This is a genomic window from Streptomyces sp. TBY4, from assembly GCF_024213195.1.
Lineage (GTDB): Bacteria > Actinomycetota > Actinomycetes > Streptomycetales > Streptomycetaceae > Streptomyces.
This window is the reverse complement of the sequence record NZ_JANAVF010000032.1, coordinates 1-21,067: the sequence shown is the minus strand read 5'-3', so window position 1 is coordinate 21,067 and position 21,067 is coordinate 1. Positions and strand designations below refer to the sequence as shown.

17 protein-coding genes are annotated in these 21,067 nt (G+C 71.5%); 4 read left to right on the top strand and 13 right to left on the bottom strand.

The window, feature by feature from the left end; all coding sequences use genetic code 11:
* The first annotated feature begins 63 nt into the window (after nucleotides 1-63).
* Nucleotides 64-2,763 carry an AfsR/SARP family transcriptional regulator gene (locus NLX94_RS38195; RefSeq protein ID WP_254387901.1) on the top strand — a complete coding sequence of 900 codons (2,700 nt, stop codon included), beginning with the start codon at nucleotides 64-66 and terminating at the stop codon, nucleotides 2,761-2,763.
* On the opposite strand, the gene NLX94_RS38190 is transcribed toward NLX94_RS38195, so the two are convergent.
* The 12 genes from NLX94_RS38190 to NLX94_RS38135 form a co-directional block, all read right to left on the bottom strand.
* The gene (locus NLX94_RS38190) at nucleotides 2,660-5,371 is read right to left on the bottom strand and encodes an AAA family ATPase (RefSeq protein WP_254387900.1); all 2,712 of its coding nucleotides are present in this window, start codon (nucleotides 5,369-5,371) and stop codon (nucleotides 2,660-2,662) included. The genes NLX94_RS38195 and NLX94_RS38190 overlap by 104 nt on opposite strands.
* Nucleotides 5,372-5,507: 136 nt before the next feature.
* Nucleotides 5,508-6,167 (bottom strand): response regulator transcription factor, encoded by a 660-nt coding sequence (locus NLX94_RS38185; protein WP_254387899.1) that lies wholly within the window; start codon nucleotides 6,165-6,167, stop codon nucleotides 5,508-5,510.
* Complete coding sequence (locus tag NLX94_RS38180; RefSeq protein ID WP_254387909.1) at nucleotides 6,164-7,360, bottom strand: sensor histidine kinase; 1,197 nt, start codon at nucleotides 7,358-7,360, stop codon at nucleotides 6,164-6,166. Before NLX94_RS38180 ends, NLX94_RS38185 begins: the two co-directional genes overlap by 4 nt.
* 214 nt (nucleotides 7,361-7,574) lie before the next feature.
* Nucleotides 7,575-9,695, bottom strand: coding sequence for an MMPL family transporter (locus NLX94_RS38175; protein WP_254387898.1), 2,121 nt, complete (start codon nucleotides 9,693-9,695; stop codon nucleotides 7,575-7,577).
* A gap of 261 nt (nucleotides 9,696-9,956) precedes the next feature.
* Nucleotides 9,957-11,180 carry an acyltransferase gene (locus tag NLX94_RS38170; RefSeq protein WP_254387897.1) on the bottom strand — a complete coding sequence of 408 codons (1,224 nt, stop codon included), beginning with the start codon at nucleotides 11,178-11,180 and terminating at the stop codon, nucleotides 9,957-9,959.
* Between the two features lie 98 nt (nucleotides 11,181-11,278).
* The gene (locus NLX94_RS38165) at nucleotides 11,279-11,536 is read right to left on the bottom strand and encodes a hypothetical protein (protein ID WP_254387896.1); all 258 of its coding nucleotides are present in this window, start codon (nucleotides 11,534-11,536) and stop codon (nucleotides 11,279-11,281) included.
* Nucleotides 11,537-11,548: 12 nt separating this feature from the next.
* Complete coding sequence (gene metK / locus NLX94_RS38160; RefSeq protein ID WP_254387895.1) at nucleotides 11,549-12,772, bottom strand: methionine adenosyltransferase; 1,224 nt, start codon at nucleotides 12,770-12,772, stop codon at nucleotides 11,549-11,551.
* A gap of 80 nt (nucleotides 12,773-12,852) precedes the next feature.
* Entirely contained in the window at nucleotides 12,853-13,149 is a 297-nt protein-coding gene (locus tag NLX94_RS38155; protein WP_254387894.1) for a DUF6059 family protein, read from the bottom strand.
* 16 nt (nucleotides 13,150-13,165) lie between these two features.
* Complete coding sequence (locus NLX94_RS38150) at nucleotides 13,166-14,839, bottom strand: NAD(P)/FAD-dependent oxidoreductase (RefSeq protein ID WP_254387893.1); 1,674 nt, start codon at nucleotides 14,837-14,839, stop codon at nucleotides 13,166-13,168.
* A gap of 13 nt (nucleotides 14,840-14,852) precedes the next feature.
* Nucleotides 14,853-15,284: an ester cyclase gene (locus tag NLX94_RS38145; protein WP_254387892.1), complete on the bottom strand. Its 432-nt coding sequence runs from the start codon at nucleotides 15,282-15,284 to the stop codon at nucleotides 14,853-14,855.
* Complete coding sequence (locus tag NLX94_RS38140; protein ID WP_254387891.1) at nucleotides 15,281-16,087, bottom strand: methyltransferase domain-containing protein; 807 nt, start codon at nucleotides 16,085-16,087, stop codon at nucleotides 15,281-15,283. Before NLX94_RS38140 ends, NLX94_RS38145 begins: the two co-directional genes overlap by 4 nt.
* A 158-nt stretch (nucleotides 16,088-16,245) precedes the next feature.
* Nucleotides 16,246-16,989 carry a thioesterase II family protein gene (locus tag NLX94_RS38135; protein ID WP_254387890.1) on the bottom strand — a complete coding sequence of 248 codons (744 nt, stop codon included), beginning with the start codon at nucleotides 16,987-16,989 and terminating at the stop codon, nucleotides 16,246-16,248.
* Between the two features lie 269 nt (nucleotides 16,990-17,258).
* Here NLX94_RS38135 and NLX94_RS38130 point away from each other — a divergent pair, with 269 nt between their 5' ends.
* Both NLX94_RS38130 and NLX94_RS38125 read left to right on the top strand, forming a co-directional pair.
* Nucleotides 17,259-17,675, top strand: a complete 417-nt coding sequence (locus NLX94_RS38130) for a hypothetical protein (protein ID WP_254387889.1) — start codon at nucleotides 17,259-17,261, stop codon at nucleotides 17,673-17,675.
* Complete coding sequence (locus tag NLX94_RS38125) at nucleotides 17,672-19,255, top strand: multicopper oxidase family protein (RefSeq protein ID WP_254387888.1); 1,584 nt, start codon at nucleotides 17,672-17,674, stop codon at nucleotides 19,253-19,255. The genes NLX94_RS38130 and NLX94_RS38125 overlap by 4 nt, the downstream gene beginning before the upstream one ends.
* A gap of 176 nt (nucleotides 19,256-19,431) precedes the next feature.
* On the opposite strand, the gene NLX94_RS38120 is transcribed toward NLX94_RS38125, so the two are convergent.
* The gene (locus tag NLX94_RS38120) at nucleotides 19,432-19,872 is read right to left on the bottom strand and encodes a MarR family transcriptional regulator (protein ID WP_254387887.1); all 441 of its coding nucleotides are present in this window, start codon (nucleotides 19,870-19,872) and stop codon (nucleotides 19,432-19,434) included.
* 564 nt (nucleotides 19,873-20,436) lie between these two features.
* Here NLX94_RS38120 and NLX94_RS38115 point away from each other — a divergent pair.
* Nucleotides 20,437-20,979: a flavin reductase family protein gene (locus NLX94_RS38115; protein WP_254387886.1), complete on the top strand. Its 543-nt coding sequence runs from the start codon at nucleotides 20,437-20,439 to the stop codon at nucleotides 20,977-20,979.
* The last annotated feature ends 88 nt before the right edge of the window (nucleotides 20,980-21,067 follow it).

Here is a 21,067-nt window from a genome sequence, read left to right as displayed (position 1 = left end):
CGTCATGTGCCCGGGGCCATCCGGCCGGGCGCTCAGGTGCTAACAGCGACGGAGCGGGTCCATATGCTTTTCCGGGTTCTCGGGCCGCTTGAGGTCAACTCGACGGCGGGGGAGGACGCACGCGCCCCCCGGGCCGCCAAGATCCGCGTGGTGCTGGCCACTCTGCTGGTGCGGGCCAACGAGGTCGTCTCGGCCGACGCCCTGATCGACGAACTGTGGGGCGGCGCACCGCCGCGCACCGCCATGACCACCCTGCAGGTCTACGTCTCCCAGCTGCGCAAGCTGCTGAAGGACGTGGACCCCGACCTGGGCCGCGACGTACTGGTCACCCGTTCCCCCGGCTACCTCCTGCGGCTGGGCACGGGCCGGCTCGACCTGACCGTCTTCGAGGACCTGCACGAGCGCGGCCGCGAGGCGATGGAGCGTGCGGACCACGAGGCCGCGGCCGATCTGCAGCGCCAGGCGCTGGCGCTGTGGCGCGGCCCGCTGCTCTCCGACACCCCGCACGGCACCCTGCTCCACAGCATGGCGGTGCGGCTCACCGAGGTACGGACCGCCGCCCTGGAGCAGCGCGTGCGCGCCGAGCTCCAGCTGGGCAGGCACCGGGAGCTGCTCGGGGAGCTGCAGTCGCTCTGCACCGAGCTGCCCCTGCACGAGGACTTCCACGCCCACCTGATGGTCGCGCTCTACCGCACCGGCCGCCAGGCCGACGCCCTGCACGCCTTCGGCAGGCTGCGCCAGACGCTGGTGGACGAGCTGGGCATCGAACCGGGCCGCCGGCTCCAGCAGCTGCACGGCCGCATCCTCACCGGCGACACCGCCCTGCTGACCCCGGGGGGCGCACCGCCGCAGGTCCGGGTCCGGGAGCGCGTCCAGGCGGCCGAACCGGTCGGGATCCCGCTGCCCGACGGGCTGTTCACCGGGCGGGAGGCGGAGATCGGGCAGGCCGAAGCGCTGCTGGGGGAGCTGCCCGGTGCCGGGCCGGTCGTCGTGCACGGCCCCGCCGGCGTCGGGAAGACCGCGCTGGCCCTGGCCCTCGCGCACCGCTCGGCGCAGGCCTTCCCCGGCGGCCGGTTCCTGGTGCGGATGCGGGACGCCGACGGAGCGCCGCTGGACACCGCCCGGATCCTGGCCGACGTACTCCAGGCGTACGGGGCCCCGGAGCCGCTCCCCGGGCAGCCCGACGCGGTACGGGAGCTGCTGAGGCAGCGCGCAGAAGGCCGCGCCACCCTCCTGATCCTCGACGACGCGGCCTCCGCGGCGCAGCTGCGCCCGCTGCTCGCCGCCCTCGGCGCGCTCGCACCGCGGTGCGCGGTGCTGGTCACCACCCGCCGCGCACCGGCCGGGCTCGGCGGCCGCCTGCTGCCGCTCGGCGTCCTCTCCCCGGGCGATGCCCGGCAGCTGCTCGCCTGGGCCTCGGGCGGTCCGGCCCGGCCGGCCGACCCGGCCGAGGAGCGGCAGCTCACCGAACTCGTCGCGCTGTGCGGGCACCTGCCCGCGCCCCTGCGCGCGGTCGGGGCCCGCCTCGCCGCCCACCCGCACGCGGTCTTCGCCTCGCTCACCGCACGCATGCGCGACGAGACCACCCGGCTCGCCGAACTGCGGGCCGCGGACGAGGACTGCTACACCGCGCTGCACTCGGTGTACGCCGCCGCGCCGGAACCGGCCCGGCGGGCCGCCCGGCTGCTGAGCCTGCTCCCCGCCCGGCCGTTCGGCGTCGCCGCCGCGGCCGCCGTGCTCGGGGAGCGCCGGGACGCCGCGGAGCGGACCCTGGAGTCGGTGGTGGAAGCGGGCCTGCTCGCGGCCCGGCCGGAGGGCGCCGACCACGACGCCGGGGACGGGCACGCATGGTGCCACGACATGTTCCGGCTGCTCGCCGCCGAGCGCCTCGCCGAGGAGGAGCCGCAGGACTCGGTGGACGCCGCCGTCGCCCGGCTGTGCGCCGTGGCGGCCGACGAGATGGCGGCGGCGCTGCCCCGCGCGCACGTGGACGGGGTGCACCCGCTGGACTGGTTCGCCCACCGGCAGGCCGAGTACGTGGCCCTGGCCGGCCGTGCGCACCGCGCCGGGCTCTGGGAGCAGACCGTCCGGCTCGCGGACGTCATGACGGTGTTCCTGGAACCGCTCGCGGCCTGGGACGACTGGCACCACACCCACTCGCTGGCCCTGGATGCGGCCGGGCACGCACACGACGGCGCAGCCCGCACCCGGCTGCTGTGCTCGCTGGGCGATCTGGCCTGGCAGCGCGGCCGCCCGGCGCCGGCCCGCGACCTCTACCAGCGGGCCCTGGACACCATCGACACCGACGGTCCGGCGGTGGGGCGCGGCCGGGCGCTCGCGGGTCTCGCGGACCTGCTCCTCGACTCCGGCCGGCCGGCCGACGCGGCCGCGCTCGTCACGCCCACCCTGCACGAGTCCCCCGGCGACACCCGCGGCTGCTACGAGGCCCGGCGGGTGCTCGCCCTCGCGGCCGCGGAGGAGGAGCAGCCGGCCGCGGCCGCGGGCCATTTCGAACAGGCCGTGGGCCTGGCCGCCGCCCTCGGTGACCGGCGGCTGGAGGCGTACGCGCTGCGCTCGCTCGACCGGCTGCGGAGCGGAGCCCCCCGCCCGGGCTGGACCGAGGTCCGCCCGGGGGTGTGGCGGACCCGGGTCCCGGCCCTCAACCCGCCTGCCGGATCGGGCCGTCGCCGGGTTCCCCGTAGTGCAGGTCAACGGGGAGGTCTTGGCGCCGAGAGATGTTCAACGTCCGGAAAGCCCTGGTGAGATGCTGCTCCACGGTGCTGACGGTGATGTACAGCTGCGCCGAGATCTCCCGGTTGGTGTAGCCGAGCGCGGCCAGTGAGGCGACGCGCCGCCCCGATCCGCTGAGCCGGCCGGAGGGGCCCGCCAGGGCCACCGGGCCACTGCTGCGGACCGGGCGGCGGCCGGTGTCCGAACGGCCCGGCAGGATCTGGTCGCAGAGCGGCCCCGCGGCGCAGTCGGCCGCGAGCTGCCACGCCCGGCGGGTGATCGTGCCGGCGCGGTTGCCCTCACCGAGGGCCTGCAACGCCCGTCCCAGATCGGCCAGCGCCCTGGCGAGCTCCAGCCGGTCGCCCGACTTGCGCAGCTCCTCCACCGCGCGGCCCAGCAGCCGGGGCCGCTCGCCCTGCGCCGCCGTAGCCGCCCGCACCCGCAGGGTGGTGCCCTGCACCCACGGGCTGCGCGCGTCCGGCATGGACAGCTGCTCGGTGGCCAGCCGCTCCGCCTCGCCGTACTCGCCGAGGTGGATCAGTGCCGCGGCCGCGTCGGTGCGCCAGGGGACCAGGCCGGGCCGGTCCAGCTCCCACCGGCAGGCGAGCCGTCCCGCTGCGAGGAACTCCCCGAGCGCGGCCTGCCCGCGGTGCGTGGCGAGGTAGTAGTGCCCGCGCGCCCTGAGCAGATCCAGGATGAACACGCTGCCGAACGCCCCCTCGGGCACGGGCAGTTCGAGCAGGCCGGCCGCGGACTCGTACCGGCCCATGGCGGTCAGCGCCGTGGCCTGGGCGGCGATCAGCCCGTACAGGAGCGTGCCGCCGCGTCCCGCGACCGCGTCCGCGGCGGCCGCCGCTTCCCGCTCGGCGCCCGCGAGGTCGCCGAGCCGCAGCAGGGCCTGCGCGTGCAGCAGCCCGAGGGCCGCGTACCAGCCGGGCGCCCGGCCCCCGTCCTTCTCCGCCTGCAGCTTCTGGCACCAGGCCGCCGCCCGGTCGCACCGGTCGGTGTGGATCAGGGTGCGTACCGCCTGCACCACCGCGTCGAGGGTGGCGTGCGTCAGCGGAGTGTCCTTGAGCTGCTTCTCCACGGCCGCGTCATCGGCTTCGCCGTCCCCCGGGTTCCACACGTCGAACAGCGCCCGCAGCGGGTCCTGCGGCGCGGGCCGGTATCCGCGCCGCTGCTGCGCGTACGCCAGGGCATCGTTGGCGTCCTCGATCCGGCCCTGCACCACCAGCAGCCCGGCGAGCAGATCCGACGACGCCGGTCCGAGCCGCCCCGCGCGCAGCCCTTCCAGCGGTGCGGCCAGGTGGGATTCGGCGGCCTGCGGGTCGGTGCGGCGCACGACGGCCGCGAGCCGGAGCCCGATGTCCCAGCGGACCTGCTCCTCGTCGCTCAGTTCCCGGGCCAGTTCCAGGCAGCCGACGGTGTAGGCGCAGTCGTCCTCCAGCAGCGCCTGGCGGGCGGCCTCGCGCAACGCGGGCACCGCCCAGCCGTCCGCCGGGCCTTCGTCGTGGACCGCGCCGGCGAGGCCGTGCCCGGCCGCACCCCGGGCGTCCAGCAGGTGCTGGGCGACGGCGGTGGACCGCGAGCCCGCGTCGTGCAGGACCCGGGCGGCCCGGACGTGCAGCGCACCGCGCCGCTCGGGGTCGATGTCGTCCAGGAGCGTGGCGGAGACGGCGGGATGGCGCAGCCGCCACCCTTCGGTGATGCCGACGGCGTCCAGGACCGCGACGGTGCGGTGCGCCGAGGTGGCCGTGGTGCGGGCCACCCGGGCCGCCAGTTCGGGGGTGGCCTCGTCGCCGAGGGCGGCGATGGCCGTCGCCAGGTGCCGGGCGGCGTCGCCGCTGCGCTGCAGACACGTCGACACGGCCTCGGTGAACGGGCCGCCCGGTACCGGCGCCGGCCACTCCCGGGCGTCGCCGACCGGGCCGGGGTGCTCGGACAGGAGGGCCTTGAGCAGCAGGGGGTTGCCGCCGGTGGTGCGCCGCAGATGGGTGACGAGGGCGGGGGAGGCCAGGGCGCCGGTGTGCTTCAGGAGCACGCCGGCGGTGCCGCGCGCGTCCAGGCAGCCCACCCGGATCCGGGTGAAGGCCGGGTGGCGCAGGAGGTCCGTGCGCACGGCGGACAGTTCCGCCGCGCCCGCGGTCAGGGTCTCGCCCAGGGCGAGCAGTACCGGAACCTGCCGCAGGGAGCGGGCGAGGTGCAGGAGGTGGTCCAGCGAGGCACCGTCCGCGTGGTGCAGGTCGTCGATGCACAGGACGACCGCGCCGCCGCGCGCCAGTTCCCGCAGCACGGTATCGAATTCCTGTGGGGACGGAATTCCCGCGAAATGCGTCCCGGGGGCGTACTTCTCGTGTGCGTACTTCTCGGGCGTGTACTTCTCGGGCAGTGCGCCGCCGGGAAGGTCCGCCAGCAATTGGCGCAGCACAGCGTGTTGCATTCCGCGTTCCGCCGGAAGTGCGGTGGCACGGAGCACCACGGCGCCACGTTCTTTTGCCTCCTGCGCGAGTTGGATCAGAATTTCCGTCTTCCCGCAGCCGGCGGCGCCCTGGAGGAGCATGATCTCCGATTCCCCGGAGAAGCATCGGTCCAACCGAAATGTCAACTGGGCCAATTCTTCTTCCCTGTGCAGGAGCGCCATGTTTCCTCCCCCAGCTTTCCCCATTTCCATCCAGTCTACGAACGCATCCGCCGGTCACAGGGGGTCCACAAGTTGCGCGGCAGTTAGTCACCCGGCCCGGCAGGTCATGCCGCCGGGACCCGGCGGGCGGCCGCGGTCACGCTCCGCCGGGGCTCACCATCCCCGACTCGTAGGCGATGATGACGAGCTGGACGCGGTCCCGGACGCCCAGCTTGCCCATGATGCGGCTGACGTGGGTCTTCGCGGTCAGCGGGCTGAGCCCCAGCACCTCGGCGATCTCCGAGTTGTTGAGGCCGCGCGCGACATGGACGAGCACCTCCCGCTCGCGGTCCGAGAGCCCTTCGGGACCACCGGTTCCGGGCGCCTGCGGAGCGCTCAGGGCACGGGCGATCAGCAGGGCGGTCGGGCCGGGCGAGAGCAGGGAGTCACCCGCCGCCACCGTCCTGATCGCGGTGAGGAGATCGGCGGGCTTGATGTCCTTCACCAGGAACCCGGAGGCGCCCGCCCGCAGCGCCTCGACCACGTGGTCGTCGGTGTCGAAGGTGGTGAGGACCAGGACCTTCACCCCGGCGAGGTCCTCGTCCGCGGCGACCAGGCGGGTCGCGCCGATCCCGTCGAGTTCGGGCATGCGGATGTCCATCACGATGAGATCGGCCCGCTCCGAGCGCGCCAGCGCGACCGCCTCCAGTCCGGTGCCGGCCTCCCCGACGACCTCCATGTCGTCGGCCGACTCGATGAGCATGGCGAACGCGGCCCGTACGAGCCTCTGGTCGTCGGCGAGCAGTACGCGGATCATGCGGTGGCCTCTCGTTCGTCGAACGGCAGTGTCGCCAGGACCTCGAAGCCGCCGCCGGGGCGCGGCCCCGCCGTCAGCGTGCCGCCCGTACTGCGGGCGCGCTCACGCATCCCCACGATGCCGAACCCCGGGGCCGCCGTGCTCTTGCGCGGTCCCCTGCCGTCGTCGGTGACCCTGACCCGCAGTGCGGTTTCGGACGGCTCGACGGCGACCCGTACATGGGCCGCGGGTCCGGCGTGGCGGACCGCGTTGGTCAGCGACTCCTGGACGATGCGGTACGCGGCGGCGCTCGTCGCGGGGGTGAGGCGCCCCTGGGGGGTGGTGACCGCGAGGTCCACGTGTACGCCGGCCCCCTCGGCCGCCCGCACCAGATCGGGCAGTGCGGCGAGGTCCGGCAGCGGGCCCTCCGGGTCCTTGCCGTCGCCCCTGAGCACCTGGAGGGTGGTGCGCAGTTCCGCCCGCGCGTCCCGGCAGGTACCGGCGATCTCGTCCAGAGCCTTGGCCACGGCGTCGCGGTCGAGCCGGTCCGGCTTGGCGACCAGCACGTGGGCCGCGACCGAGGTCTGCACCCCGATGAGCGTGATGGAGTGCGCGAGGAGGTCGTGCAGATCGCGCGCGATCCGGAGCCGTTCCTCGGCGACCCTCCGGCCCACCTCCTCCTCGCGGGTGCGCTCGGCCCGCTCCGCGCGTCCGATGACGGCGGCGATGTAGCGCCGGTAGATCTGCAGCTGCGCGCCGAGCACGACCGCCGCCAGGATCCACCCGGTGATGCGCAGCACCTCCAGTTCCCGGTGGGAGTTGAAGGTGAGCATCACCACCGTGGCCACGGTGACGACGCCGAAGCTGGCCATCAGCGTGCGCAGCGGCGGGGCCGACGCCGCCACCGTGTACAGGGCGATCAGCGAGCCCGGCAGCGGCGCGGCATGGGCGTTGTCGAGCGCGTGGTACGGACCGACGCAGGCCACCACGATCAGCAGGACGGCGAGCGGATGGCTCCGGCGCCACACGAGGGGGACGAAGCTGCCGGCCAGCAGCAGCCAGCCGAGCGCGTCCGGGACGCGCTCGCGGTCGACGGTCAGGGCGAGGACGACGGCGAGCAGTCCGACGGCCGCGGCGATCACGGTGTCGGTGCGGCGCCGGTGGGGGGCTTCCATCGGGTCGCGGTTGAGCACGGCGAAGACCCGCTCGACCATCCGGGACTTGCCCCGCTCACCGCTCCGGCCGCTGCCGCCGCCGCCCGTACCGGACTCCGTGCCCGTACCGGACCCCGCGCCCGTACCGGAATCCACGGACTCCCCGCTCGTACCGGACTCCCCGGTCTTCCGCGTCGGCTGGTTCACCCTGCGCCCTCCCGTCCCCTCGTACCACCGGCCGGCCGCGCCGCCCCGCCCCCAGCTTCCCGCATCGTCAGGCGCGTCCCGCGCCGATCCGCTGCGGTGCGTCCCGGTCCGCCGCGGGCTTCACCGGCTCGCGCGAGAGCTCGCCCGGCCACCACACCTTGCGCCCGAGCAGGACGCTCGCGCTGGTCACCAGGTAGGTGCGGACCAGGAAGGTGTCGAGCAGTACGCCGATCGCGACGAGCACACCCATCTCGACCAGCAGGACCAGCGGCAGCGCGGCGAGGACCGCGAAGGTCGCCGCGAGCACCGCCCCCGCCGAGGCGATGACCCCGCCGGTGGTCCGCAGCGCGGTCAGCGCCGCCTCGGCCGGCTCCGCGCCCGCCAGTGCCTCCTCGCGCATCCGGTGCATCAGGAAGATCCCGTAGTCGACGCCCAGCGCGACCAGGAACACGAACGACAGCAGGGGCAGACCGGGGTCCATGCCGGGGAAGCCGAGCACCGGTCCGAAGATGAGGCCTCCGATGCCCATCACCGCGCCCCAGACCAGCACGACCGCGGCGATGAGCAGCAGCGGGGCGACGAGGCTGCGCAGCAGGGCCGCCAGGATCAGCAGGACCGCGACGATGACCAGCGGAATGACGATCAGACGGTCCCGGGAGTTGGTGGTCTCCAGGTCCATCTGCTCGGCGCTGAGGCCGCCCACGTACGCCCCGTGCGGATCGAGTTCGGCGCGCAGCGCCTTGATGGTTGCGGTCTCCCCCTTCGTCTCGGGCGCGTCCTTGGCGAAGACGGAGATCTCGGTCCAACCGCTTCCGGTGCGGCCCTGCTCGGCTCCGGAGACGCCGTCCACCGCTCGGGCGGAGGCGAGGGCCGCGTCGGCCCGGTCGGTGGGCGCGATCACCGTGACCGGCCGGCTGCTGCGCTCGGGATAGGCCTTGGCCAGGGTCTGCATGGCCACCACGGACTCCGGCGGATCGGTGAGGGCGTCCTCCTGCTTCAGTGCACCGGGCAGGGCGAACATCCCGAGCGCCAGGGCTCCGAGCAGCACCACGCCGGTCGCGAGCACGGCCACCGGCCGGCGCCCGGCCGAGCTGCCCATCGCGGCGAAGACCGAGCGGCGCTGCTTCGGCTCGCTGCCGTACGCGGGGATCAGCGGCCAGAACACGCGCCGTCCGAGCAGGACGAGAACGGCGGGCAGCAGGGTCATCATCGCGGCGAGCGCGCAGACCACGCCCACTGCGCCGACCGGGCCGAGGCCGCTGCTGCTGTTGAGGTCCGCGGCGAGCAGGCACAGCAGTCCGGCGGCGACGGTCCCCGACGAGGCGAGGACGGCCGGCCCGCAGCCGCGCACCGCGGCGAGCATCGCGTCGTACGCGTCGGTGTGGCGGCGCAGTTCCTCGCGGTAGCGGGCCACGAGCAGGAGCGCGTAGTCGGTGCCCGCGCCGAACACCAGCACCGTCATGATCGAGGCGCTCTGGCTGTTGACGGTCAGTCCGAAGCCCTGCACGAGGCCGTAGACCACCGCCATCGAGCAGGCCGACGCGCCGCCCACGACGGCGAGCGGCACCAGCCACAGGAAGGGGCTGCGGTAGGTGAGGATCAGCAGGACCGCGACGACCAGGACGGTCGCCATCATCAGCGTTCCGTCGATGGTCTCGAAGGAGGCCTCCATGTCGACGTCGAGCGCGCCGGGTCCGCCCAGCTGGACGGTGAGCCCGTCCGCTCCGGTGGCCAGCGCCCGTGCCTCCTCGACGAAGGCGGCCTGGGCCAGTTCCTCGTCGGCGCCGGGGGCCACCGTGAGCTGCACCGGGTACATCACGGTGGTGCCGTCCTGGGACGGGATGCCCTGAGGGGCCTCCGCCGGGCCGTTGGCGGTGTCGTGGCCGGCGTCCAGGGCGGCGACCTCGGCGGCCTGCTTGTCGGCGGTGGCGCGGTCGGCCGGCGTCAGTACGCCGTCCCGCTGGTAGACGATGACCAGGTCGACCGTCTCACCCCCCGGCAGCTTCTGCTGGACCTTCGCCACCTGGAGGGAGTCGGCGCTCGCCGGCAGGTAGTCCACGGCGCCGTCGCGCTGTACGTCGCCCAGCTTGCCCGCGAACGAGACGGCCACGGCGAGCACGATCGCCCAGAGGGCCAACACCCCCCAGGTGATGGCCCTTTGGCGGGTTCGATTCTTTGTGGCCCCCATGGTGGGTGCCTCCCCTCCTGTATAAGCATCCGGTCAACATCAGGGTTCCACCGCCCCGGTCCCAACTCGTCGCGCGTACGGGCGAGATCAGCGCTACTGCTGCGGGCGGCCGGCGGGCGCCCGTTACTCCCGGGGGAGTACGGGCGGGCGTACGCGAATGCCGGCGAGGGCGGAAAAACGGGGATCCGGCCGGAGGTCTTCAGGGCGAAGGCCTCCGGCCGGATCCCCGGGCGCGTACTGGGTCGGCCGCTTCGGCGGCGGTCACCGCACCAGCTCTTCCTCCTCCTTCCGCGTCTGCGGGCCGGCCGTGGCCGACCCGTTCCGATGCGACGAGCGGGCGGACAGCAGCCCGCGGAGCCTGCGCTCGATCGGGTCCTCGTAGAAGCGGTGGACCAGCCAGCCGATCCCCAGGGAGACCACCAGGCTGACCGCGCCCCACAGCCAGTGCGCGTTGACCGGGGTGACCGGATCGAGGAAGAAGTCGACCATGCTCTTCTCCGGGTACACCATGGCCGCGACCGTGAAGATCACCGTGAAGTGGAACAGGTAGATCCCCATGGAGGTCTTGCCGAGGGCCACGAGCGCCGGCCTGCTGTACAGAGAGGTGCGGCCGTCCACTTCGAGCTGCGTGTAGGCGGCGAGGAGACAGGCGTAGATCGGGGCCATCACCAGGTCCAGCGGGTCGTGGGGGACCGCGCTGCGCATCGAGGAATCGCTCAGCAGCCACAGGACGCCCAGCGCGCCCGCCATCACCGCGTACACCTGGCCGACCGAGAGCGGGACCCGCCAGCCGCGCCGCATCGCCGCCGCGATCAGCACGCCGATGAGGAACTCGTGGATGCGTCCCAGCGGCGAGTAGACGCCGAAGGTCAGCCCCGTCGCGTGCTCCAGGGAGAGCGGTTCGCTCGGCGGGTACGCCACCCACAGGGCGACGCGGATGACCCAGCCGTAGGCCAGGGTCAGCACGGCGAGCCATGCCAGCTGCCGGGGAGAGCGGCGCAGCGCGAACCGGCCGACCCACAGGAAGATCATGTAGAAGAAGACGACACAGGACAGCATCCAGGTCACCGGGTTCGTCGACTCCAGTACGACCCCGGGTATCCATGCCTGCACGAAGAAGAGGCTGGCCACCGCGGCACCGACCATGTGGCCGACGTCGGTGCCGGGTGCGGCGACCGCGAAGCCGAGCGGCAGCGCGAGCGCGATCACCAGCGTCGGCCAGATGCGCGCCATGCGCCGGCCGAGGAACCAGCCGGCCGTGTCGTTGCCGCGGAAGCTCCACGTCAGTGCGAAGCCCGACAGGACGAGGAAGAACGTCCCGCCGGAGCCGGCGAGGTTCAGCACGTCGTTGACGTACGGAACGGGCATCACCACCGCGAGATGTGAGATGAACACCGTCATCGACATCAGGAATCTCAGGCCGGTCAGGGACCGGACGTTCTTCAGCGGCGGTGGTGCCAGCTCTTGATCAACAGGTCGTGCCATGTTCGCCTCACTGACGTGCTGGGGTGCAGGTGGTGGCAGAGAAGAAGACAGAAGAGAGGAAGAGCGGAAGACGGAAGAGCGGGGGAAGGACGTGCGGCTCAGTCGATGCCGCGCACGATGTGGGCCTCCAGCGGGTCGTCTTCCACCCCCGCCAGCCCGAGCACCGGTACCAGGACCGGGGGAGCGACGGGGGCCCGGCCGGACGGAAGCGGACGGGGCTTCGCGTCCTGCCGGTTCGTGACGGACCCGGGGTCCTGCCGGTTCGTGACGGACTCCGGGTCCCGCCGGTTCGTGACGGACTCCGCGTCCACGGGGTTGGCCAGCAGCAGCGTGCCGGTCGCGGGGAAGTCGGACACGGCGGCGCTCCTCTAGGCCTTCACCGCATCGCGCAGGGCGTCCACCCGGTCGGTGCGCTCCCAGGTGAAGTCCGGCAGCTCGCGGCCGAAGTGGCCGTAGGCGGCGGTCTGGGCGTAGATCGGGCGCAGCAGGTCGAGGTCACGGATGATCGCGGCCGGGCGGAGGTCGAAGACGCTCGACACGGCCTCCTGGATGCGCTCGTCGGGCAGGGTGCCGGTGCCGAAGGTCTCGACGAAGAGGCCCACGGGCTCGGCCTTGCCGATCGCGTACGCGACCTGGACCTCGCAGCGTGCCGCGAGGCCGGCGGCGACCACGTTCTTGGCGACCCAGCGCATGGCGTACGCGGCGGAACGGTCGACCTTGGACGGGTCCTTGCCCGAGAAGGCGCCGCCGCCGTGACGGGCCATGCCGCCGTAGGTGTCGATGATGATCTTGCGGCCGGTCAGGCCGGCGTCGCCCATCGGGCCGCCGATCTCGAAGCGGCCGGTCGGGTTGACCAGCAGGCGGTAGCCCTCGGTGTCGAGCTTGATGCCGTCCTCGACGAGCTGGGCCAGGACGTGCTCGACGACGAACTCGCGGATGTCGGGGGTGAGCAGCGAGTCCAGGTCGATGTCCGAGGCGTGCTGCGAGGACACCACGACGGTGTCGAGGCGGACGGGCTGGTTGCCGTCGTACTCGATGGTGACCTGGGTCTTGCCGTCGGGGCGCAGGTACGGGACGGTCCCGTTCTTGCGGACCTCGGACAGCCGGCGGGACAGCCGGTGCGCCAGGTCGATCGGGAGCGGCATGAGCTCGGGGGTCTCGTCGCAGGCGTACCCGAACATCAGGCCCTGGTCGCCGGCACCCTGCCCGTCGAGCTCGTCGGCCTCCTCGCCCGCGGCGGTGCCCTCGACACGCTGCTCGTAGGCGGTGTCGACACCCTGGGCGATGTCCGGGGACTGCGCGCCGATGGACACCGACACGCCGCACGAGGCGCCGTCGAAGCCCTTGGCCGACGAGTCGTAGCCGATCTCGAGGATCCTGTCGCGGACGAGCTGCGCGATCGGCGCGTACGCCTTCGTCGTCACCTCGCCCGCGACGTGCACCTGGCCCGTGGTGATGAGGGTCTCCACGGCCACGCGCGAGGTCGGGTCCTCGGCGAGCAGCGCGTCGAGAATGGTGTCGCTGATCTGATCGGCGATCTTGTCGGGGTGGCCCTCGGTCACAGACTCCGAGGTGAACAGGCGCTTGGCCATCGCGTCCTCCGTTGGGATGGGGAATGGGACCCCGGACGGCGACGGCCGCGCCGGAGCAATTGCATGTCAGGGATCGCAGGTCAGGGATCGGTGTAGAAACCCGCCCAGATGTCGATCTCGGCCGGGGACATCGGCGTCTGGCGGCAGAGCCGCTCAGGGTGGCCCTCCGGCGGGGCGTCGAGCATCTTCCGCGGCGACTCGTCGCCGGCGGGCTCGGGCGGGGGCTGCGGGGTCCACGGGGCCCCCAGCGCCTGCAGTCCCTCGTAGAGGAACGTGAGGACCCAGATCCCGCAGTGGACGGCGCCCCGCGAGAGGCGCACGAAGAGGTCCTCACCCGGCTGTCCGCCCCCGCCCGGTCCCTTCCCGCTGTTCGGCATTGGTCGCCCCACAGCACTACTCCGGGATGATGACCTCGCGCACGGCGGGCGCACCGCTCACCGCGGGCGTCGGGTCCTTGGGCGCCAGGTAGCGCATCTCCTCCGGGGCGTCGTCGAGCAGCCAGGCCGACATGGCCTTCAGCTCGGGCATGCCGGGGAACATGAACCGCCGGTTCTTGTCCTGCAGGCCGAAGCCGCGCAGGATGCCGGGCGACTCCTCGATGGCCTTCATGAGACGGCGGCCGGCCACCGCGGCCGGGAGCTCACCCTTCTCGACGGCGTCGCACAGGGTCACCATCTGGTCGAAGACGGCCTTGTACGAGGGCTGGTCGGGCAGCAGCAGTCCGGGGAACTCCACGTCCTCCATCTCCCGGAACACACCGTCGTCGCCCGTCTTGCGGTAGCGCTCGATGAACCGGTCGAACCGCAGGTTGATCGGCACCTCGGCGGCGGCCCAGACCCGGTAGACCGCGTTCCACAGCTCGTAGTCGGAGAACGCGATGAAGGAGGCGTTGACCAGCTCGTCGTTGTACTTGATGAGCCCCTTCTGCAGGGTGTCGACGTACTTGAACCGCTCGACGCTGAAGTCGTCCTCGCGCAGCGCGTCCAGCAGCCGCCACGCGAAGGAGTTGATGATCTCGGTGGTGTTGGTCAGACCGCGCGAGTACAGGGGGTCGAGGAACCCCGCCGCGTGCGACATCAGGCACCAGCGGTGGCCGACGGTCTCCTTCGAGCTGTACTGGAGCCGCCCGGTGGACACCCACGGACGGACCGTCACCGCGTCGGCGAACATCCGCTCCACGGCCGGGAACCGCGCGATGTGGTGGCGGAACTCCTCCTCCGGGGTCATCCCCTCCTGCTTGGGGTAGAGCCGCTCGTCGAAGGTCAGGCCGACGCTCACCAGCGGGTTCTTGGACCTCGGCTCGTTGTTGAACGGGATGGACCAGATCCAGCCCCGCTCGAACATGTGGTGCATCGTGCCCTCGACCCAGGGGATCGGCGGCAGGTCCTCGGGCTCCATCCGGAGCACCTCGTCCGTCGGCTTCACGTTGATCATGTGCGTGAAGAGCGAACGCGAGTGGTGCTTGAGGGCCTCCGGCGGCTCGCGCAGGTCGAGCTTGTCGGCCACCGGGGAGCGGAATCCGCTGCCGTCCACCAGGTACCGGGCGGTGAAGCGCTCACCCGAGGCGTCGGAGACCGAGACCTGGTCCTCGCCGAGCTCGATGTCGGCGACCCTGAAGCCCTGGCGCACCGCGCAGCCGTACTTGATGGCGGTGTGGAAGAGGAAGGCGTCGGTGTCCTGCCGGAAGAGGTGACCGGTCTGCAGCGCCTTGGACGGCGGGCTGAACTGGTTGACCTCCTGCGGGTCCGGCTCCTCGCCGTCCTTGTGGAGCATGAAGCCGAAGTGCTTCTTCACGCCGGAAGTCGGCCCGATGTTGTGCAGACCGGACTCGTACGACGTGAGGTACTCGAGCTCGGGGATGTCGTAGCGCTCGGCGAGCTGCCGGAACCCCTTCAGGGTGTACAGGGTCGTGGATTCCCCGACCGCGAACTTCGGGTGCACACCGGCGTCGATGAGAAGAACCCGTACGTCCTTGTTCGCCAGGATGGCGCCGAGAACAGTACCGGCGCTGCCCGCGCCCAGGATGATGACATCGAAATCCGGCTTGACCGCTCCAGAGTCCGTCATTTCAGCCTCTCCATCACTTTTCGTCGTCGTTCGAAGCGGTTATCTGTGCGACGACCTCTGCCGTGTCGAAGGCATTCCAGTCCTGCACGACCTTGCCGTCACTGATCTTCCAAATCACAATTCCGGACACTCTGATCGAACGCCCCGATGCGGGCACACCCTGGTAGTTCCCGGTGTGCCGGGCGGTGGTGGTGTAGTGCGTCACGACGTACGGACTGTCCGTCAGCACCAGGTCGAGGTCGACCCCGATGTCGGAGAACGCGCTGTGCACCCGGGCCACACTGCGCTGGGGCCCGGCCGGACCGACCTTCTTCCCGTTCAGGACGAAGTCCTGCGAGAAGACGTCGCCCGCCGCGCTCGCGTCGCCGCCGGCCCAGCCCTTCTTGAACCAGAACTCGACGAGTTCCCTGGGATCCGGCGCCGTGCCGGGACCGGGCACGCTCACTTCTTGGTCCCCGAGACGACCACGAAGGTGCCGAGCATCAGGAAGGTGCCCTCGGCGTCGCGCCGCAGGATCTCCTCACCCCAGGCCTTCGCCTCCTCCTTGCCCGCGACGCCCTGGAGCGCGGCCAGTTCGGCCGCCTTGCCGACCCAGGTCAGCGCGTTGGCGGCGGCGAGGCTGGTGAGGACCACCGGCTGCACCTTCACGGTCACGTCGACGGCGCCGGCCTGGACGAAGAGGTCGCGCAGCTGACGGGCCACCCAGGGGTTGGGTACGTGGTCGCCCCACCAGTTCATGATCCGGCGGGTCAGCTCACGGTCCTCGAGGTCCGGGGCCCACAGGCCGTGGTCGGGGTCGGTGATGAGCACCTGCCCGCCGGGCTTCACGACGCGCAGCATCTCCGCGACGGCCGCGGCCGGGTCCGGCACGTGCTCGATGACCCGCTCCGCGCGGGCGGCGTCGAAGGTGTTGTCGGCGAACGGCAGCGCACCGGCCTCACCGTGCAGGAACTCGACCGGAGCGGCCTCAGGCCCGGTCGGCGGCTGCGACTTCGCGATCAGCTGCTCGCTCGAGTCGATGCCGACGACCTTGCCGCCGGGGCCGACCCGGAGCGCGATGGCCCGGACGTCGGCACCGGTGCCGCAACCGACGTCGAGGACGTGGCTGCCGGCCTGGATCCGGAGCAGGGCGTCGAGCTCTGCCTTGTTCGCCGCCAGTTCGATGGCCGCCTGGTCGAGGAACTTCTTCGCTTCATCGGCCTCGCGCCACACGTCGGCCGGCTGGACCTGGTCGGTTGCACTCGTCATCGATCGGCTCCAAGAGATGTGTCCATGAATCCACCCGCCGTGCGGAGTGGTCTGCCCGAACGCCACCGTCCGATCGAGAGGCCGGAACCGATGACGATCCGAAGGTACGGACGGCCGATAAAGCCCAGCGAAAGCACGGCGATGGGTGGGTGTGAACCTCAGAGCGCGGCGATGATCTCGGCGGCCACTTCCGCCGCCTTGCCGTCGAGGTAGAAGTGCCCGCCCTCGAAGGTGCGGGTATCGGTGCCCTTGGTGGTGTGGTCGTCCCAGGCCACGGCGTCCCGGGCGGAGACGATCGGGTCGCCGTCGCCGAGGAACACGGTGATGGGGCAGGTGAGACGGGCACCCGGGGCCACCGTGTACATTCCGACGGCCCGGTAGTCGGCCCGCAGCGCCGGCAGGAACTGGGCGCGGGCCTGGGGCAGCGCGAGGGCCGCGGGATCGGTGCCGCCGAGCCTGGACAGTTCGGCGACGAGCGTGTCGTCGTCCCCCAGGTGCAGCCGCGGGCGCCTGGCGACGGACGGTGCGCAGCCCGCGGAGGCGAAGAGCCGTACGGGGCCGCCGGGCCGGCCCTCGAAGCGCAGCGCCGTCTCGAAGGCGACGACGGCGCCGAGGCTGTGTCCGAAGAACGCGAACGGTTCGTCCGCCACGTCCTTCAGCGCCTCGAAGGCGGCGTCCGCGAGCTCGGTGACGCTTTCCAGCGGTGCCTCCCGGCGGCGTTCCTGACGCCCCGGGTACTGCACGGCGAGTGTTTCCACGTGCGGCGCGAGTGCCAGGGCCAGGCCGCGGAAGTAGCTGGCGGATCCGCCCGCATGCGGGAAGCAGACCAGCCTCACCGCACTGTCGGGTGCGGCAACGATCCTCCGTATCCAGGGAGTTGTCGGATCTGTGTGCGTCGGCATCGGTTCACCCTCCAGAGTCGGCTGAGGTGCCGCGAGAGAGCGTAGGGACCAGCGGTGGGACAAGGGAACGCGGGAAAGGGCGGCTTGAGCGGGGCTTTATCCCGGGACACGACCGGAACAGGGGTGCGCGGCGCGGGGAGCAGGGGTCGGGCGGCCCGATAGGGGTTGCGAGGGGTGGACCCGTGCGATTTGATCACTTTGGCCCTGTCGGCCTGTTCAATGATGTCCATTTGTACGGCTTTCCGACGAATGAAGCACTGAGGTGCCCGATGTCCTTACGTAGAACCCTCGTCCTTCTACGCGTTGCCGTGGTGCTCCAGGCAGTGCTGCTCTTCGTCCAGGCGGGTCTGGCCGGCGGCTTCCTCGGCGGGCACTTCGACATGCTGCAGATCCACGGCATCGTCGGACGGGTCATAGTGGTGGTGGCCCTGCTGATGTCGGTGGCCGCGTTCCTGGTACGCCGCGCCGGCGGCCCCTCGTCGGTGTTCGGGGCCTCGCTCGTGGTGGTGGTGGCGCTCATCGGGCAGATGGTGCTGGGCCTCAACCGCAGTGTGGCCTCCCACGTCCTGCTCGGGGTGACCCTGGTGGCGGCCGTGGCGGTCCTCGCGAACCGGGTGATGACGACTCCGCTGGATCCGCCGCGGCCGGCCGGACTGCCGGAGCGGGAGACGGAGATGGCTTCGTGAAGCGGCGTGCCTTCCTGGGAGCCGGCGGCGCCGTCCTGGGCGTGGGGGCGGCGGCGGCCCTGGGCTGGCCGCTGGTGGGGGAGTACGTCCGCGAGGGCCTCCCCGGCCGACTGCTGAAGAGCCGGGCGGATCTGCCCAAGCCGTTCCAGGTGCCGCTCCCCGTGCCGCAGGTGCTCGCGCCGAGCTCGACCAGCGGCACCACCGACACCTACGAGATCACCCAGCGCACGGCCCGGCTGGAGATCCTGCCGGGGCTGAAGACCACGGCGTGGACGTACGGCGGCACCTTCCCGGGACCGACGATCGTCTCGCGCTCGGGACGCCGCACCGTCGTCACGCACCGCAATGAACTGGACCAGCCCGTCGTGGTCCACCTGCACGGCGGCCACACCCCGGCATCGAGCGACGGCTACCCGACCTCGCTGATCCTGCCCGCGAGCGGCGCCTACGACGCGCACCGGGCGATGCAGGACATGGCCGGCGGCAAGCACGGGATGGCCATGGACCACAAGGCGATGGACCTGGCCGCGGGCTCGCGCGCGTACACCTATCCGCTAGACCAGCGGGCCGCGACGCTCTGGTACCACGACCACCGCATGGGCTACACCGGCGCCAGCGTGTGGATGGGCCTGGCGGGATTCCACCTCGTCCACGACGACGAGGAGGAGCGGCTGCCGCTCCCGCGCGCGGAGCGCGACCTGCCGCTGATGATCACGGACAGGTCCTTCGCCGCGGACGGGTCGTTCCAGTACCCGTTGCTGGACGCGGAGTTCCACACCCCGGGGGTCACCGACGCGTACATGAACGGTGTGCTCGGCGACGTGGTGCTCGTCAACGGGGCGCCGTGGCCGGTGCACCCGGTGGAGCGGCTGCGCTACCGGCTCCGGCTGCTCAACGCCTCGAACGCCCGCCTGTACAAGCTGGAGCTGGACCCGAAGCCCGAGGGCGGGGACGGCTTCGTACAGATCGGCAGCGACGGCGGGCTGCTGGAGAAGCCCCTGCGGCACGACTCGCTGGAGATCGCGCCGGCGGAGCGGTTCGACGTGGTCGTCGACTTCTCCCGGTACCGGCCGGGCACCAAGGTGCGGCTGGTGAACCGCTTCGGTGACGGCACGACAGCCGAAGTGATGCGCTTCGATGTGGGATCGGGCTCGCCGAAGGACGACACCACGGTGCCCGAGCGGCTCAGCGAGGTGGCCAGGCTCGACCCGAGCCGCGCCGTCGTCACCCGCGACTTCCACTTCCGCGGGTCGAGCCAGGGCTGGACGATCAACGGCAAGGAGTACGAGCCCGGGCGCGCGCTGGCCAGGCCCAAGCTGGGCCAGACCGAAGTGTGGCGGTTCACCACCAACTTCCACCACCCGGTCCATCTGCACCTGGACCAGTTCCAGGTGGTGTCGAGGAGCAACCGCGGGATCGGTGCCTTCGACCACGGGTGGAAGGACACCGTCGACCTGCGGCCGGCGGAGGCGGTGGAGGTCGTGACCCGGTTCACGGACTACCCGGGGACGTTCATGCTCCATTGCCACAACCTCGAGCACGAGGACATGGCGATGATGGGCGACTTCGTCACGGAGTGAGAAAGCTGCCGGGCACGGGGGGTGCGACGCCCCCCGCGCCCCCCGTGCCCGGCGAAAGACATCTGAGCCGGCTGCTCGGCCACAGGGCCGAAGCAGCCGGCTCGGATCCTTTTCGCCCGCTTGATGCTCGCTTCACAGCCCTTTGCTGGGATGGGCCGGGTGAACGGCAGGACGGTTCAGTCGGCCCCGACGTTGGTGAGGATCTGCTGCAGAAGCTTGCTGAGCTGTGAAACGTCGTCGTCGCTGAGACCGTGGAGCATCTGCTCCTGGCTCCTGAGGGCGATCGACTCGATCTCCAGGTACATGGCCTCGCCGTCCTCGGTCAGCTCAACGGTGGCAGCCCTGCGGTCGGAGCCGTCGCGCGTGCGGACGACGAACCCGCGGCGCTCCATCGTCTCCAGGTGCCGGGAGAGCGTGGGCCCCTCGATGCTCAGGTACTGGGCGAGGCTCCGCTGGATCATCGGGCCCTCCAGCTTCAGCGTGGCGAGTACCGTCCACGTGGCGAACGTGGCGCCGGACTTTCCGAGCTCTCCCTCGAAGTACGCCCGGGCCTCCTTCGCCGCCAGGCGCAACTTCGGAGCGATGCTCTGGCGCAGCCACGCCGGCTCCGCCCTCACCGTCGTCGCATGCTTCTCACCTGCGCTTTGCTTATGCCTCGGCACCTATACCTCCGCTTCTCACTTACTCACCATGAAGTCTCTCCGGCGGGTTACCGGCTGGTAAAAACAGGTTGACCATGGATGAATTACATCGTTAGGGTACTAAGTAAATTCCTTGTCGGCAACCATGGGGAGCCCCAGTGGGCGAATCAAGTGTCGGTGCTCCGGCTCCGGCCGCAGTGGAGGCGCCGCCGCGGGGGAGTCCGGAGCGCTCCCCGATGACCTGCTCGGCCGGCCGGGCCACGGCCATGAACTGACCCCCCACCACCTCCGCGCCGCGACCGCGACTCAAGGCACTCGGCCTTGGGTCGAATTCGGCATGTGCGGAAATACCGAATCCAGGCCCGATCTTCATCCCGGGGATTGATATGCCGTTCGAGTGTCCGTGCTAGTTTCAAGTCAGGGATTGGCGCGGAGTGTGCCTGCTGCTCGAAGCGCGGGCCAGGTATCCGTCCAGGGAATCCGCGCAATCACCTGTACATCCTTTTCGCGCACGTCTCGGTGTGGCATGGGAGGAGAAGTATGGTGGTGAATCAAACGGCTCGGACCGCGGACGCAGTGGATGGTTCCGCGGATATTGCCGGGGTGATTGACCAGCGTGAGCTGCGGGCGATCTTCGGGCGTTTCGCTACGGGTGTGACAGTGATCACCGCGAAGTATTCGGGTGAGTTGTTCGGGGTGACGGCGAACTCTTTCGCGTCGTTGTCGCTGGATCCGCCGCTGGTGCTCTTCTGCCTGCACGAGCGGTCGTCGTTCCGTGCCGCGCTGGGTGTCGGGGCGTCGTTCACGGTCAACATCCTCTCGGAGGACCAGCGGGACGTCGCGACGCTGTTCGCGTCGGGCGCGGACCGGTTCCTGAAGGTGAACTCGGTGCCGGGACGGGGCGGGAGCCCCGTGCTGACGAACTCGCTGGCGTACGTGACCTGCGAGGTGACACAGGAAGTCGACGGGGGAGACCACGTGATCGTGATCGGAAAGGTCGTCGATACGGGTCTGCTGCGTCGTGAGGGCCTGCCCCTGGGATTCTTCGCCGGCGCCATGCACAAACTGAAGCCTTATCAGTAATCGTCCGAAGACGGGGGTCTTTGCGTTATGCGGTTCAAGCTGCTGGGGCAGTTGCAAGTCCATGACGGGGATCGTATTCTCACCCCGC